This window comes from Streptomyces sp. NPDC002057, assembly GCF_040296665.1.
In the GTDB taxonomy this organism is placed as follows: domain Bacteria; phylum Actinomycetota; class Actinomycetes; order Streptomycetales; family Streptomycetaceae; genus Streptomyces.
Map to the genome: position 1 here is coordinate 97,783 of NZ_JBEOXR010000021.1, position 16,736 is coordinate 114,518.

Genomic DNA, 16,736 nt, shown 5'->3' on the forward strand with positions numbered 1-16,736 from the left:
TGCCGCCCGGTTGCCGCTCCGGGCGCCGGTCGGCGGGATCCCGCCTTCCTACGATCGATGCCGAAGGGACGTTCCGAGCGATCCAGGACCTCCTTCTCCCACTTGTCATCCCACGATGTGGACGAAGTGATGATGCAGACTGCGGAAGTGGCGTCCCGGGAGCGATCCGGGCCGCTGGACGTCGTTGTCACCGGACTGCCGTCCGATGCGCACACCTGGAATCTCGTATTCATTCAACTGCTGATCGAAGACCTGGGACACCACGTCATCAACCTGGGCCCGTGCGTCCCCCAGGACGAGATCGTGGAGTCCTGCGGCAAGTACCAGCCCGACCTGCTCGTCGTCAGCACCGTCAACGGCCACGGATTCCAGGACGCCGAGCAGCTGATCCAGACGATCCGCTCGCGGTGGGAGCTGGCGGGCCTGCCCGCCGTCATCGGCGGCAAGCTGGGCGTCCTCGGCGCCGAGCAGCGCGCCGGGCACGGCCGCCGGCTCCGTGAGGCGGGCTTCGACGCGGTGTTCCAGGACGACCCGGAGCAGGACCAGGAAGCGGGCCTCGGCGCCTTCGAGGCGTTCGTCGCCCGACTCGCCGCCGACCGCGCCCCGGCCCCGGCCGCCGCCCCGCTCGAAGGGGTGGCAGGGTGACGTCCTTCGGACGGTTCGTCGCCGGGGCCCACGCCCGGGGCGCCCTCGTGGTCCAGCCCCGCATGGGCTTCTCCCAGCCCGCCCGGATGCGGGCCGGTCTGGCGGCCACCAAGGCCGCGACGGACGCCGTCGCCGGCACCCTCACCATCGACAGCTACACCCGGGTCTGCGACGAGCCCTCGGCCGTCCGCGCCCTCGGCAACGGCATCCCCCTCAACGGCTACCCCATCACCTCCTACAGCCCCGGCACCTCGCACTGGGTCCTGGACGGCCTCGCGGACGAGACCTTCCCCGTCCAGGTCCGGCACGGCTCGGCACGACCCCAGCGGATCGTCGCCGCGCTCGCCCGGCTCGGCCTCACCGCGACCGAGGGCGGCCCCGTCTCGTACTGCCTGCCCTACGGCCGCACCCCGCTGGAGGACTCCGTCCGCAACTGGCAGGAGACCTGCGAGCAGCTGGCCGCCCTGCGCGCCGACGGGGCGGAACCGCACCTGGAGAGCTTCGGCGGCTGCATGCTCGGCCAGCTCTGCCCGCCGGGACTGCTCGTGGCGATCAGCGCCCTGGAGGGCGTGTTCTTCCACCGCGCGGGCCTGCGCTCCGTCTCGCTCAGCTACGCCCAGCAGACCAACCCCGAGCAGGACCGGCAGGCACTGCGAGCCCTGCGCCGGCTCGCGGCCGAACTCCTGCCGGACACCGACTGGCACGTCGTCGTCTACACCTACATGGGGGTGTACCCGAGGACCACACGCGGCGCCCACGCACTCCTCGCGGACTCGGCCGAGCTCGCGGTCCGGGCCGGCGGGCAGCGGCTCATCGTGAAGACCGCCGCCGAGGCCCACCGCATCCCGACCGTCGCCGAGAACGTCCGGGCCCTGCGCATCGCCACGGAGGCGGCCCGCCGGGCGGCCGCGACCGCGGGCGCCGAGGAGACGGACGACGCGGCCGGCAACCCCGTCTACGCCGAGGCCCGCGCCCTCGTGGACGCCGTGCTCGACCTGCACAGCGACCTCGGCAGCGCGCTCCTGAAGGCCTTCGAGCGCGGCTACCTGGACGTCCCCTACTGCCTGCACCCGGACAACGCCGGCCGCTCCCGCAGCCACATCGACGCGGCGGGCCGGCTGACCTGGTCGAACATCGGGGCCATGCCCATCGGGCGGGTCGCCGGACGCAGCGGCGCCCGGCTCACCGCGTCCGGACTGCACGACGCGCTGACCTTCGTACAACGCCGGTACGACCACCTCGACACCCGCACCGAGGACGTCGACGGCACCCCCGTCGACGCCCCTCTCCTTCAGGAGGTATGACCATGACCGTCACCATCGCCGAGGCCGTGGACGAGACGCTCCTGCCGTTCCCGTCCTCGCCCGACGCGCATCTGACCGATCCGCTCACCCGGGCCACCCTGCGGGTCCAGAGCCACATGCTCGCCGCGACCCGCGCCTTCCTGACCGGCCGCGGCTTCCAGGAGCTGCTTCCGCCCATCATCGGCCCGGTCACCGACCCGGGCATCCGGGGCTCCAAGCAGGTGGACGTCGACTTCTACGGCCACAAGTACAAGATGATGACGAGCGCGATCCTCTACAAGCAGGCCTCGCTGCTCGCCTTCGACAAGATCTTCTACATCGCCCCCAACGTCCGGCTCGAACCCCTCGAAACGGCCGTCACCCACCGCCACCTCGCCGAGTTCCACCAGATCGACGTGGAGATCCGCGACGCCCGCCGCGAGGACGCGATGGACCTCGCCGAACAGCTCGTCAGCCATGTCGTCGCCGAGGTCGTGACCGGCCTGCCGGCCGACCTGGAGCTCCTCGGCCGGGACGCCGACGCGCTGCGCGCCATCCTCGACGGCGCCTTCGGCCGCGTCGGCCACCAGGAGACCACCGCCGAGCTGATCGGCCTCGGCCACCCCCAGGACCCGGCCGCCGAGATCGACTGGCAGGCCGAGGAGATCGTCTCCGCCCGGGCCGAACGCCCCTTCTTCATCACCGACTACCCCAAGGGCTCGCGCGGCTTCTACGACAAGGAGAACGCCGAACAGCCCGGCGTCCTGCGGAACTTCGACCTCATCGCCCCCGAGGGGTACGGCGAGCTGGCCAGCGGCAGCGAGCGGGAGCACGACTACGCCACCCTCGTCACCCGCATGCGGGAGACCGGCGAGAACCCCGCCAAGTACGGCTGGTACCTGGACCTGGCCCGCCGGGGCATCCCCGCGAGCTCCGGCTTCGGCATCGGCCTGGAGCGCTTCACCCGCTACGTCACCGGACGGCAGGCCGCCTGGCAGGCCAGCGCCTACCCGAAGCTCCCCGGGGTGGTGTCGGCGTGAGCACCGCACTCGTCGCCGACGGCTTCCCCGAGGAGCAGGTCCGGCTGCGCGCCCGGCACGGCGCCGGAGCGGTCTTCCCCGCCGAGGCGGGCTACGGCAGCGGCCTCCTCGGCGCCGTCCCCGGCCCGTCCCCGGAGCGGGCCGGGCACGACCCGGACGACGTCCTGGAACGCATCAGGATCGTGCCGCCCGTCTTCATGCCCGAGCGGCTGAAGAAGCTCATCGACCTCGCCCGCGAACCCCTCTACAGCGACGTCGAACTCTCCACCGTCATCGGCGGGTTCACCAGCCGCCTGCCGCTGTACGTGTCGGCCTTCGGGTCCACCCAGGTCGCCAGCCACGACCTCGGCGAGGCCGCGGGACGACAGGCCGGAGCGCTCGGCATCCCCCTCGTCATCGGCGAGAACGTCGTCCCCGTCAACGGCTACCGCAGCGCCGGAGACTCCGGCGCCTCCCCGCTGCTCGGCCGGATCGCCGCCTACGCCGAGGCCGCCGACGGCGAACACGGCGGCGTCGTCGTCCAGCAGTCCACCGAGGACGCCGACGCCGAGGTGTGGAACCTCGTCTACAGCGACCCGGTCACCGAACCCCTGCTCGCCACCGGCCGCCTCGCCTTCGAGCTCAAGGTCGGCCAGGGAGCCAAGCCCGGCCTCGGCGGGCTCACCCTGCTCAGCCGCGAGGCCTCGTCCCTGATCGCCGAACAGTACGCCCTCGACGAGGTGTTCGGCGCCGGCAGCGACCGGGTGCTCCGGGTCGCCAGCCCCGGCACCTTCACCGAGGAGATCCTGCGCCAGCAGATCCGCCTCATGCGCAACAACTTCCCCCGCGCCAGGGTGTGGGTGAAGCTCCACCCCGGCCGGGACGTGGCCCAGGCCGCGGCCACCGCCTGGGCGGCCGGCGCGGACTCCGTCACCGTCGACGGCGCGGAGGGCGGCACCGCCTGGGCCCCCACCGGCTTCCTCACCCACGTCGGACTGCCCCTCGCCGACTGCCTGCGCCGCGTCGGACCCACCGACCACTGCCTCCTCGCCAGCGGACGCATGTGGGAGGGGACCCGCGCCGTCAAGGCCCTCGCGCTCGGCGCCCGCGCCGTCGGCCTGGGCCGCGCCGCACTGCTCGCCGTCGACGAGGACCGCGAGGCCGGCCTGACCCGGCTCGTCGAGGCCCTCGCCCTCGAACTGCGGATGCTGACCAGCGCGGTCGGCAAGTACCACGTGAACGGCCTCGCCCCGGAGGACCTGCTCCTGCCGGACCGGTGGGAGCGGCCCCCGGCCGCCCCCGGCGCCGCCTAGCCCGCCTCAGCACCACCTACGCGATTCCCAGTCGTGGCCGTACGGGACGTCCGGCACGCCGCGAGACCCGTATACGCCCGAACCTTCGAGAATGGTGTCGAGAAGATGTCTCACCAGCACTCCGTCCAGGCTCCCGCCGTCGACATCGACGCGTACAACAGCACCTCCGTGCGGCTTCCCGAGGGCGCGCTGCACGAGCTGTTCGCCGCCCAGGCCGCACGGACGCCGGACGCCGTGGCGCTGGTGTGCGGGGAACGCGAACTCACCTACCGCTCGCTCGACTCGGCCGCCACGGCCCTGGCCCACCGCCTGCGGGGCCTGGGCGTACGGCCCGGCGACGGCGTCGGTCTCCTCCAGGACCGTTCCCTCTCCTATGTCGTCGCGCTCCTCGCGGTCCTCAAGGCGGGCGGCGCGTACGTCCCCCTCGACCCGCGTCAGCCGGAGGAGCGCCGCGCGTTCGTCCTCGCCGACACCGGAGCCGTCCTCCTCCTCACCGACCGCGACGAGCGGGAGACGGCCTTCGCGGGCGACCTGCCGGTGCTGCGGCTCACGGAGGACGTGGCGGTGGCGGCCGGGGACGTACCGCCGCTCGATGTGCCCGTGCATCCGGACCAGTTGGCGTACGTGATGTTCACGTCGGGGTCGAGCGGTACGCCGAAGGGCGTGGCCAACACGCACCGCAACGTCGTCGAGCTGGCGCTCGATCCGTGGTGGGGGGCGGGGGAGCGGCACCATCGGGTGCTCGCGTACTCGCCGCTCGCCTTCGACTCCTCGACGTACGAGCTGTGGGTGCCGCTCCTGAGCGGGGGGACGGCGGTCGTGCTGCCCACCCCCAAGATCGACATCGCGGAACTGGCCCGCGCCGTCGTCGAACAGCGGATCACCGCGATGTACTTCACGACGGCCCTCTTCGACGCGATGGCCTCCGAGGCGGTCGAGTCCCTCGCCGGACTCGCGGAGATCTGGACCGGTGGCGACGTGCTGTCGCCGGTGGCGCTCCAGCGGGTCCTCGACTCCTGCCCGGGGACATCGGTGGTGCACGCCTACGGACCGACCGAGTCCACGGTGTTCTGCAGCTACCAGGCGTTCGGGCCGGAGGAGCGGGAGGTCGAGCGGCTGCACCTGGGGGTGCCCATGGCCAACACCCGGATGTACGTCCTCGACGCGGCCCTGCGGGCCGTCGCTCCCGGAGAGGTCGGGGAGCTCTACGTCGCCGGCAGCCACCTGGCCCGGGGATACGTGGGGCGCCCGGCCCTGTCCGCCGAACGGTTCGTCGCGGACCCGTTCGGGCCGGCGGGGGAGCGGATGTACCGGACGGGCGACCTGGCGCGCTGGAACGAGTTCGGCGAGATCCTCTTCGAGGGGCGTGCCGACCAGCAGGTGAAGCTGCGCGGCTTCCGCATCGAGCTCGGCGAGATCGAGACCGTGCTCCTGGAGGACGAGGCCGTCGCCCAGGCCGCGGTGATCGTCCGCGAGGACCGGCCCGGCGACAAGCGACTCGTCGCCTACGTCGTCCCCGCCCCCGGCACCCGCGTCGACACCGAGGCCCTCCACACCCTCGCCGGCACCCGCCTCGCCGAGTACGCCGTCCCCTCCGCCCTCGTCGAGCTCGCCGAACTCCCCCTGACCGCCAACGGAAAGCTCGACCGGCGCGCCCTGCCCGCCCCGGCGTACGACGGCGCCACGGGCCGCGCCCCCCGCACCCCCGCCGAGGAGGTGCTCTGCGGACTCTTCGCCGACGCGCTCGGAGTGCCCGCGGTCTCCCTCGACGACGACTTCTTCCGCCTCGGCGGACACTCCCTCCTCGCCACCCGCCTGGTCGGCCGCATCCGCACCGCCCTCGCGACCGAACTCTCCCTGCGGGACTTCTTCCAGAACCCGACCGTCGCCGGGCTCGCCCGGCGGATCGCCTCCGGAGCCGGGCAGCCCGCGCGCCCCGCGCTCACCGTCGCCGGCCGGACCGACGACGACCTCCCGCTCTCCGCCGCCCAGCGCCGCCTCTGGTTCCTCGACCAGATGGAAGGCCCCTCCGCCACGTACGACATCCCCCTCGCCGTCCGCCTCACCGGCAGCGTCGACCACGAGGCGCTGCGGCAGGCGGTCGGCGACGTGATCACCCGCCACGAGGTGCTCCGCACCAGCTACCCGGTGCACGAGGGCGAGCCGCGCCAGCACATCGCCGAACCCGACCAGGTGACCGTGCCGTTCACGGTCGTCCCCGTCACCGAGGACGAGCTGCCCGCCCGGCTCGCCGAGGAGACCGCGCACCTCTTCGACCTCGCCACCGACCTCCCCCTGCACGCGGTGCTCCTCGAACTCGCCCCCACCCGGAGCGTCCTCGTCCTGGTCGTCCACCACATCGCCTCCGACGGCTGGTCGAACACCCCCCTCATGCGGGACCTCGGCGCCGCCTACACCGCCCGCACCGAGGGCACCGCCCCCGACTGGGAGCCGCTGCCCGTCCAGTACGCCGACTACGCCCTGTGGCAGCAGACCCTGCTCGCCGACCACGAGGAGGCCCAGCTCGACCACTGGCGCCGGGCGCTCGACCGGCTGCCCGCCGAGGTGACGCTGCCCACCAGCCGCCCCCGCCCGGTCGTCGCCTCCTACCGGGGCGCCACCCACACCGTGCACTGCCCGGCGGAGGCCCACCAGGCGCTCTCCACGCTGGCCAGGGAACACGGCGTGACCCTCTTCATGGTGGCGCAGGCGGCCACCGTCGCCCTGCTGTCCCGCTCCGGGGCCGGCACCGACATCCCCCTCGGCTCCCTCGTCGCCGGCCGGACCGACGAGGCCCTGGAGGACCTGGTCGGCTTCTTCGTCAACACCCTCGTGCTGCGCACCGACGCCTCGGGCGACCCGACCTTCCGGGAGCTCCTCGACCGCGTCCGGGAGACCGACCTGTCCGCCTGGGCCCACCAGGAGCTGCCCTTCGACCGGCTCGTCGAGACCCTCAACCCCGAGCGCTCCGCCGCCCGCCACCCCCTCTTCCAGGTCATGCTGACCCTCGCCGAGGCCGCCGAGGCCACACCCCGCCTGCCGGGCGTGCGCGCCGAGACCGAGCGGCTGAGCGCGGGCATCGCCAAGTTCGACCTCACCGTCAACTTCTACGAGCACCGTGACCGGATCGGCCACCCCAACGGCCTGGACATCGTCCTGGAGTACGCCACCGACCTGTACGACCCCGACACCGTCGAGGCCGCCGCCGAACGGCTCGCCCGCGTCCTGGACGCCGTGATCGCCGACCCGGACGTCAAGGTCGCCGACATCGAACTGCTCTCCCCGGAGCAGCGCCACGCCCTGCTCGCCGGCTACAACGACACCGCCGTGCGGCTTCCCGGGGGCGCGCTGCACGAGCTGTTCGCCGCCCAGGCCGCACGGACGCCGGACGCCGTGGCGCTGGTGTGCGGGGAACGCGAGATGGCCTACCGCGCACTCGACCACGCCTCGGACGCCTTCGCCGCCCGCCTCGCCGCGCGGGGAGTCCTCCCGGGCGCCGCCGTCGGCCTCTTCCTCGACCGGTCGCCGGAGTTCGTGGTCGCGGCCCTCGCGGTCCTCAAGGCGGGCGGCGCGTACGTCCCCCTCGACCCGCGCCAGCCGGAGGAGCGCCTCGCGTTCATCCTCGCCGACACCGGCGCCTCCCTCCTCGTCACCGACCGCCCGGTCCACGAGGTGGCGTTCGCCCGGGACGCGGACATCCTGTCCGCCCCCGACGTGCCGGCGCTCCTCGCCGAGACTGTCGGACCGCTCGATGTGCCCGTGCATCCGGACCAGTTGGCGTACGTGATGTTCACGTCGGGGTCGAGCGGTACGCCGAAGGGCGTGGCCAACACGCACCGGAACGTCGTCGAGCTGGCGCTCGATCCGTGGTGGGGGGCGGGGGAGCGGCACCGTCGGGTGCTCGCGTACTCGCCGCTCGCCTTCGACTCCTCGACGTACGAGCTGTGGGTGCCGCTCCTCAGCGGGGGAACGGCGGTGATCCTCCGGACGGCGAAGGTGGACATCGCGGAGCTGGCCCGGGTGATCACCGAACAGCGCGTGACGGCCGCGTACTTCACGACGGCCCTCTTCGACGCGATGGCCTCCGAGGCGGTCGAGTCCCTCGCCGGACTCGCGGAGATCTGGACCGGTGGCGACGTCCTGTCGGCCCCGGCGCTCCGGCGGGTCCTCGACTCCTGCCCGGCGACGTCGGTGGTCCACGCCTACGGACCGACCGAGTCCACGGTGTTCTGCAGCTACCAGGCGTTCGGGCCGGAGGAGCGGGAGGTCGAGCGGCTGCACCTCGGCGTGCCCATGGCCAACACCCGGATGTACGTCCTCGACGCGGCCCTGCGACCGGTCGTGCCCGGAGTGGTGGGCGAACTGTACGTCGCCGGCAGCCACCTCGCGTGGGGATACGTCGGCCGGTCCGCCCTGTCCGCCGAACGGTTCGTGGCCGATCCGTTCGGGCCGGCGGGGGAGCGGATGTACCGTACGGGCGACCTGGCGCGCTGGAACGAGCACGGTGAGATCCTCTTCGAGGGGCGTGCCGACCAGCAGGTGAAGCTGCGCGGCTTCCGCATCGAGCTCGGCGAGATCGAGACCGTGCTCCTGGAGGACGAGGCCGTCGCCCAGGCCGCGGTGATCGTCCGCGAGGACCGGCCCGGCGACAAGCGACTCGTCGCCTACGTCATCCCCGCCCCCGGCACCCGCGTCGACACCGAGAGCCTGCGCCGCCACTGCGCGCGGCGGCTCGCCGAGTACATGGTCCCCTCCGCCCTCGTCGCCCTCGACGTCCTGCCGCTGACCGCCAACGGCAAGCTGGACCGCCGCGCCCTGCCCGCCCCCCGGCTCGGCACCGGACCCGGCGGCCGACAGGGCCGCACCCCCGCCGAGGAGGTGCTCTGCGGACTCTTCGCCGACGCGCTCGGAGTGCCCGCGGTCTCCATCGACGACGACTTCTTCCGCCTCGGCGGACACTCCCTCCTCGGCACCCGGCTGGTCAGCCGCATCCGGCACACCCTCGGGGCGCAGGTGTCCGTACGGGACCTCTTCCGCTGCCCCACCGTCGCCGGATTCGCCGAGCACCTCGCCGCCGCCGACGGCCGGGACCGCCGCCCGGCCCTGGTGGCCGGCGAGCGACCCGACCGGGTGCCGCTCTCCGCCGCCCAGCGCAGGCTCTGGTTCCTCGACCAGCTGGAGGGCGCCTCCGCGACGTACAACATCCCCCTCGCCGTACGCCTCAGCGGCCCCCTGGACGCCGACGCGCTGCGCCTCGCCCTGACCGACGTCGTCGGGCGGCACGAGGCCCTGCGCACCGTCTTCCCGGCCGACCGGGGCACCCCCCACCAGGTGGTCGTCCCGGCCGCGGAGGTCCGCCTCGACCTGCCGGTCATCCCGGCGACGGACGACGCCCTTCCGGCCGTGCTCCGCGACCTCTCCGCCACGACCTTCGACCTCTCCCGCGAACTGCCCGTCCGCGCCGACCTCGTGCGGCTCGCCGACGACGAGCACGTCCTGCTCCTCGTGACCCACCACATCGCCTCCGACGGCTGGTCGAACACCCCCCTCATGCGGGACCTCGGCGCGGCCTACACCGCCCGCGCCGAAGGCACCGCCCCCGACTGGCGGCCGCTGCCCGTCCAGTACGCCGACTACGCCCTGTGGCAGGAGGCCCTGCTCGCCGCCGACGAGGAGCGCCAACTCGCCCACTGGCGCGAGGCGCTGGACCGGCTCCCGGAGGAGGCGACGCTGCCCGCCGACCGGACGCGGCCCGCCACCGCCTCGTACCGCGGCGCCTCCCTCACCGTCCAGTGCCCCGCGGACCTGCACACCGCGCTCACCCGGCTTGCCCGCGAGAACGGCACGACCCTCTTCATGGTCGCCCAGGCGGCCACCGCCGTCCTGCTCTCGCGCTCCGGAGCGGGCGCCGACATCCCGCTCGGCTCCCCGGTCGCCGGCCGCACCGACGAAGCCCTCGACGACCTGGTCGGATTCTTCGTCAACACCCTCGTGCTCCGCACCGACGTCAGCGGCAACCCGACCTTCCGCCAGCTCCTGGAGCGGGTCCGGGCCACCGACCTGGCCGCCTGGGCGCACCAGGACGTGCCCTTCGACCGGCTCGTGGAGACCCTCAACCCCGAGCGGTCCGCCGCCCGGCACCCCCTCTTCCAGGTCATGCTCTCCGTCACCGACGCGGCCGGTCCGGTACCGGAACTCGCGGGGCTGCGGGCCCGGTCGGAGTTCACCACCCTCGACATCGCCAAGTTCGACCTCACCTTCACCTTCCACGAGCACCGGACGGACGACGGCGGCCCGGCCGGCCTCGGCATCACCGTCGAGTACGCCACCGACCTCTACGAGGCGGGCAGCGTCTCGGCCGTCACCGCACGGCTCGTCCGCCTCCTCGAAGCGGCGGCCGGCGCCCCCGACGTCCCGATCGGCGAGCTCGACGTCCTGGCCGCCGACGAACGGACGCAGCTCCTCGACACCTGGACCGGCGCCCGGCGGTCCCGCCCCGCGGCCTCCCTGCCGCACCTGTTCGCCGCGCAGGCGGCCCGCACCCCCGACGCCGTCGCCGTCACCTTCGGCGGACAGCGGCTGACGTACGCTGAGCTGGACCGGCGCGCCAACCGCCTCGCCCACCGGCTGATCGCCGAGGGCGTCCGCCCCGGCTCGCGCGTGATCCTCTTCCTCGACCGCTCCTCGGAGGCCGTCGAGGCGATCCTCGCCGTGGTGAAGGCCGGCGCGGTGTACGTGCCGCTCGACACCCGCTACCCGGCGGACCGCATCGAGCTCGTCCTGCGGATGTCGGGCGGGACCCACCTCCTCGCCGACCGGGACCTCGCGGACCTCGCACTCCCCGCCGGCGCCCGGATCCTGCGCCTGTCGGACCCCTCCGACGGCCTGCCCGACACGGCACCCGAGGTCGACGTCCACCCCGAGCAGCTCGCGTACGTGATGTTCACCTCGGGCTCGACCGGGGTGCCGAAGGGCGTCGCCGTCACCCACCGCAACGTCACCGAACTCGCCGCCGACACCCGGTTCACGGGCGACGCCCACCGCCGGGTCCTGCTGCACTCGCCGCTCGCCTTCGACGCGACGACGTACGAGCTGTGGGCGCCGCTCCTCTCGGGCGGCACCCTGGTCGTCGCCCCGCCGGGTCTGCTCGACACGGCCGCGCTCAGGACCGTCCTCGCCGAGGAGTCGATCACGGGTCTGTGGCTGACGGTGGGTCTGTTCCGGCTGGTCGCGGAGGAGGACCCCGGTGCCTTCGCCGGGCTCGGGGAGGTCTGGACGGGTGGTGACGTGGTGCCGCCGGAGGCGGTGCGCCGGGTCATGGACGCCTGCCCGAACCTGACGGTGGTCAACGGCTACGGGCCGACGGAGACGACGACCTTCGCCACCTCGCACACCCTCCACCGGCCCTTCGACTACGACGGTCCCCTGCCCATCGGGCGCCCCCTGGACAACACCCGCCTCTACGTCCTCGACGAGCACCTGGGCCTGCTGCCCGCCGGCGTCCAGGGCGAGCTGTACATCGCGGGAACGGGCCTCGCCCAGGGCTACCTGGACCGGCCCGCGCTCACCGCCGAACGGTTCGTCGCCGACCCCTACGGGCCGCCGGGCGCACGGATGTACCGCACCGGCGACCTGGTCCGCTGGTCGCGGGAAGGCGAGATCGAGTACCTGGGGCGGGCCGACCAGCAGGTGAAGCTGCGCGGCTTCCGCATCGAGCCCGGGGAGATCGAGTCGGCGCTGATCGCCCACGGCTCCCTCGCCCAGGCGGCGGTGATCGTCCGAGAGGACCGGCCCGGCGACAAGCGGCTCGTCGCCTACCTGGTCGGCGCCGACGGCACCGCCCCGGACCCCGACCGGCTGCGCACCCACGCCACCGACCTCCTGCCGGACTACATGGTCCCGTCCGCCTTCGTGGTCCTGGACGCCCTGCCCCTGACCGGCAACGGCAAGCTCGACCGCCGCGCCCTGCCCGCACCGCCGGCCACGACCGCCGGCGGCGGCCGGCAGCCGCGCAACCCGCGCGAGGAGGTCCTCTGCGGCCTGTTCGCGGACGTCCTCGGCGTCCCCGCCGTCACCATCGACGACGACTTCTTCCGCCTCGGCGGGCACTCCCTGCTCGCCACCCGGCTCGTCAGCCGGATCCGTACCGCCCTCGGCGCCGAACTCCCGGTGCCCGCCCTCTTCGAGAACCCGAACGTGGCCGGCCTGGCCGAACGACTCGACCGCGCCGAGAGCGCGCGTCCCAAGCTGCGGCCGATGCGCCGGATGGGAGCCTCCCAGTGATCCCCCTGTCATACGCCCAGCAGCGCCTGTGGTTCCTCGCCCAGCTGGAGGGCCCGTCGGCGACCTACAACATCCCGCTGGCCCTCCGCCTCACCGGCGCCCTCGACACCGAGGCGCTGACCCTGGCCCTCGGCGACCTCGTCGCCCGCCACGAGAGCCTGCGCACCGTCTACCCCGAGCGCGACGGCACCCCGTACCAGGAGATACGCGAGGCCGCCGACGTACGGCTCGACCTGCCCGTCCTCACGGCCACCCCGGAGACCCTCCCGGAGGTCCTCGCCACCGAGTCGGCCCACGTCTTCGACCTGGCCGTCGACCTGCCCGTCGAGGCACGGCTCATCCGCCTGGACTCCCCGGACTCCCAGGTCCCCGTGGACTCCGACGACGAGCACGTCCTGCTCGTCGTCATGCACCACATCGCCTCCGACGGCTGGTCCATCGCCCCCCTGCTCCGCGACCTCGCCCACGCCTACCGGGCCCGCACCGCCGGCCGCGCCCCCGAGCGGGAGCCGCTGGAGATCCAGTACGCCGACTACACCCTCTGGCAGCACGAACTGCTGGGCGATGCCGACGCCGAGGACAGCGTCATGGCCCGGCAGATCGACTACTGGCGCGAGCACCTCGCGGGACTCCCGGCCGAGGCCACCCTGCCGGCGGACCGGCCCCGCCCCGCCGTCGCCTCCTACCGCGGCGACACCCGCACCCTCCACTGCCCGCCCGCGACCCACGCGGCCCTCGTCGACCTGGCCCGGCAGAGCGGTGCCACCCTCTTCATGGCCGCCCAGGCGGCCCTGGCGACCGTGCTCGCCGCCTCCGGAGCCGGCACCGACGTGCCCCTCGGCTCCCCGGTCGCCGGCCGCACCGACGAGGCCCTCGACGACCTCGTGGGCTTCTTCGTGAACACGCTGGTGCTGCGCACCGACGTCGGCGGCGACCCGACCTTCCGGGAGCTCCTGGAGCGGGTCCGGACCACCGACCTCGCCGCCTGGGCGCACCAGGACCTGCCCTTCGACCGGCTCGTCGAGGCCCTCAACCCCGAGCGCACCGGCGACCGCCACCCCCTCTTCCAGGTCATGCTGACCCTGGTGCAGGCCGGGGCCACCGACTCCGGAGCCGACTTCCCCGGCCTGCGGACACGCACCGAGTACCCGCCCACCAGCACCGCCAAGTTCGACCTCACCGTCGGCTTCGACGAGCACCTCACCCCCGACGGCCGGCCCGCCGGCCTCGACATCACCGCCGAGTACGCCACCGACCTGTACGACCCCGAGACCGTCGAGGCGCTGCTCGCCCGGCTCGGCCGCCTCCTCACCGAGTCCGTCGCCCACCCCGACACGCCCCTCTCCGGGCTCGACCTGCTCGACGAGACCGAGCGCGCCCTGCTCCTGGACACCTGGACCGGCCGGCCCACCGCCGTCCCCGAGGCCTCGGTCGGAGCCCTCTTCGCCGAGCAGGCCGCGCGCACCCCGGACGCGGTCGCCCTCACCCAGGCGGGCCGCGCCTACACGTATGCCGAGGTCGACGCCCTCTCCAACCGGTTCGCGCACCACCTCGTCCGGCTCGGAGTCGGACCCGAGACCGTGGTCGCCGTCCTGATGGAACGCTCGGCCGACCTGGTGCTCTCCCTCCTCGCCATCACCAAGGCCGGCGGCGTGTACGCCCCGCTCAACGCCGTCGACCCGGCCTCCCGGCTCACCCGCATCCTCGCCGACACGGCCGCGCCCGTCCTGCTCGTGGACCCGGCGCTCGCCGACCACGAGATCCTCGCCGAGGCCACCGGCGTCCGGACCGTCCTGGTCGACGGGCTCGACCGGGACCCGGAGCTCGACGCCCACCCGGCGACCGCCCCCGAGGTCGCCACGCACCCCGACCAGTGGCTCTACGTGATGTTCACCTCGGGCTCGACCGGGGTGCCGAAGGGCGTCGCCGTCACCCACCGCAACGTCGCCGAACTCGCCCTGGACCACCGCTGGACCTGGGACGACCACGCACGGCTGCTCTTCCACTCCCCGCACACCTTCGACGCCTCGACGTACGAGCTGTGGGTGCCCTGGCTGACCGGCGGCACCGTGGCGGTCGCGCCGCCCGGCGTCCTCGACACGGCCGCGCTGGCCGCGGTCCTCGAAGCCGAGTCGATCACGGGTCTGTGGCTGACGGTGGGTCTGTTCCGGCTGGTCGCGGAGGAGGACCCCGGAGCCTTCGCCGGGCTCGGCGCCGTCTGGACGGGTGGTGACGTGGTGCCGCCGGAGGCGGTGCGCCGGGTCATGGACACCTGCCCGAACCTGACCGTGGTCAACGCCTACGGGCCGACCGAGACGACCACCTTCGCCACCTCCCACACCCTCCACCGGCCCTTCGACTACGACGGCTCCCTCCCCATCGGCCGCCCCCTCGACAACACCCGCCTCCACGTCCTCGACGACCACCTCGGCCTGGTCGCGCCCGGAGTCCCCGGCGAGCTGTACATCGCGGGAGCCGGACTGGCCCGCGGATACCTGGGCCGCCCGGCCCAGACCGCCGAACGGTTCGTCGCCGACCCCTACGGGCCGCCGGGCGCACGGATGTACCGCACCGGCGACCTGGTCCGCTGGTCCCGCGACGGTGAGATCGAGTACCTCGGCCGGGCCGACCAGCAGGTCAAGCTGCGCGGCTTCCGCATCGAGCCGGGCGAGATCGAGTCGGCCCTGGTCGCCCACGGCTCCGTCGCCCAGGCTGCGGTGATCGTCCGGGAGGACCGGCCCGGCGACAAGCGACTCGTCGCGTACGTCGTCGGCGCGGGCGACGTCGACCTCACCGCCCTGCGCCGCCACGCCGGCGACGCCCTCCCCGAGTACATGGTGCCGTCCGCCTTCGTCACCCTGGACGCCCTGCCCCTGACCGGCAACGGCAAGCTCGACCGCCGTGCCCTGCCGGCCCCCGTGCTGAGCGGCGAGACCGACGGACGCGCCCCCCGCACCCCCGTCGAAGAGGTGCTGTGCGGCCTGTTCGCCGACGTCCTCGGCCGCCCCTCCGTCACCGTCGACGACCACTTCCTGCGGCTCGGCGGGCACTCCCTGCTCGCCACCCGGCTGGTCAGCCGGATCCGCGCCGCCCTCGGCGCGCGGATCACCGTCCGCGACATCTTCCAGCACCCGACCGTGGCCCAGCTCGCCGAGCTGATCGCGGCAGACAGCGGCGGGCCCGCCCGCCCCGCGCTCACGGTCCAGGACCGGCCCGAGCGGATCCCGCTCTCGTCCGCCCAGCAGCGCCTCTGGTTCCTCGACCAGATGGAGGGCCCGTCGGCGACCTACAACATCCCGCTCGCCCTCCGCCTCACCGGCGCCCTCGACACGGAGGCCCTGCGCCGCGCGCTCACGGACGTCGTCCTGCGCCACGAGTCCCTGCGCACCGTCTTCCGGACCGCCGACGGCGAGGCCCACCAGCACGTCCTGGCCGCCGACGAGATCGACCTCCCCCTGCCCGAGGTCGCGGCGACCGAGCGGGACCTGCCCGCCCTGCTCGCCGAGGAGAGCGCCAAGGTCTTCGACCTCACCACCGAACTTCCCCTGCGAGCGGCCCTGCTCTCCCTGGCGGACGAGGAACACGTACTGGTGGTCGTCGCCCACCACATCGCCTCCGACGGCTGGTCGAACGCCCCCTTCTTCGCCGACCTCGCCCGCGCGTACCGGGCTCGCGGCGAGGGGGCCGCCCCCGACTGGACCCCGCTGCCGGTCCAGTACGCCGACTACACCCTGTGGCAGCGGGATCTGCTCGCCACCGAACAGCTTCCTCAACTCGACTACTGGCGCGAGGCGCTGGCGGACCTCCCGGAGGAGGTGACCCTGCCGGCGGACCGGCCCCGGCCCGCCGTCGCCTCCTACGAGGGCGCCACGCTCACCGTGTCCTGCCCGGCCCCGGTCCACCGGGCGCTGACCGGGCTGGCGCGCGAAACCGGTACCACCACGTTCATGGTGGCCCAGGCCGCCGTGGCGACCGTCCTCGCGCGGTGTGGTGCCGGCACGGATGTCCCGATCGGTTCGCCGGTCGCGGGGCGGACGGATCAGGCTCTCGACGATCTCGTGGGCTTCTTCGTCAATACGTTGGTTCTGCGTACGGATATGGGTGGTGATCCCACCTTCCGTGAGGTGTTGGGCCGGGTGCGGGAAACGGATCTTTCCGCGTGGGCTCATCAGGACCTTCCGTTCGACCGGCTC

At 73.8% G+C, this 16,736-nt stretch carries 6 protein-coding genes; all 6 read left to right on the forward strand.

The annotated features are described in order from the left end of the window. The first annotated feature begins 132 nt into the window (after positions 1–132). Positions 133–645, forward strand: a complete 513-nt coding sequence (locus ABT129_RS18690) for a cobalamin B12-binding domain-containing protein (protein WP_351902160.1) — start codon at positions 133–135, stop codon at positions 643–645. Next, the gene (locus tag ABT129_RS18695) at positions 642–1,949 is read left to right on the forward strand and encodes a methylaspartate mutase (RefSeq protein ID WP_351902162.1); all 1,308 of its coding nucleotides are present in this window, start codon (positions 642–644) and stop codon (positions 1,947–1,949) included. Before ABT129_RS18690 ends, ABT129_RS18695 begins: the two co-directional genes overlap by 4 nt. Next, complete coding sequence (locus ABT129_RS18700; RefSeq protein WP_502981806.1) at positions 1,946–2,968, forward strand: asparagine synthetase A; 1,023 nt, start codon at positions 1,946–1,948, stop codon at positions 2,966–2,968. Before ABT129_RS18695 ends, ABT129_RS18700 begins: the two co-directional genes overlap by 4 nt. Then, positions 2,965–4,260: a glutamate synthase-related protein gene (locus ABT129_RS18705; RefSeq protein WP_351902168.1), complete on the forward strand. Its 1,296-nt coding sequence runs from the start codon at positions 2,965–2,967 to the stop codon at positions 4,258–4,260. Before ABT129_RS18700 ends, ABT129_RS18705 begins: the two co-directional genes overlap by 4 nt. 105 nt (positions 4,261–4,365) lie before the next feature. Next, positions 4,366–12,543, forward strand: a complete 8,178-nt coding sequence (locus tag ABT129_RS18710; RefSeq protein ID WP_351902171.1) for a non-ribosomal peptide synthetase — start codon at positions 4,366–4,368, stop codon at positions 12,541–12,543. Continuing rightward, on the forward strand, positions 12,540–16,736 hold a 4,197-nt coding region (locus ABT129_RS18715; RefSeq protein ID WP_351902174.1), incomplete at its 3' end, for a non-ribosomal peptide synthetase. The genes ABT129_RS18710 and ABT129_RS18715, both read left to right, overlap by 4 nt.

Coding starts and splice junctions, on each gene's coding strand:
- ABT129_RS18710 (WP_351902171.1), top strand. CDS start 4,366: ATGTCTCACCAGCACTCCGTCCAGGCTCCCGCCGTCGACATCGACGCG.
- ABT129_RS18690 (WP_351902160.1), top strand. CDS start 133: ATGCAGACTGCGGAAGTGGCGTCCCGGGAGCGATCCGGGCCGCTGGAC.
- ABT129_RS18700 (WP_502981806.1), top strand. CDS start 1,946: ATGACCATGACCGTCACCATCGCCGAGGCCGTGGACGAGACGCTCCTG.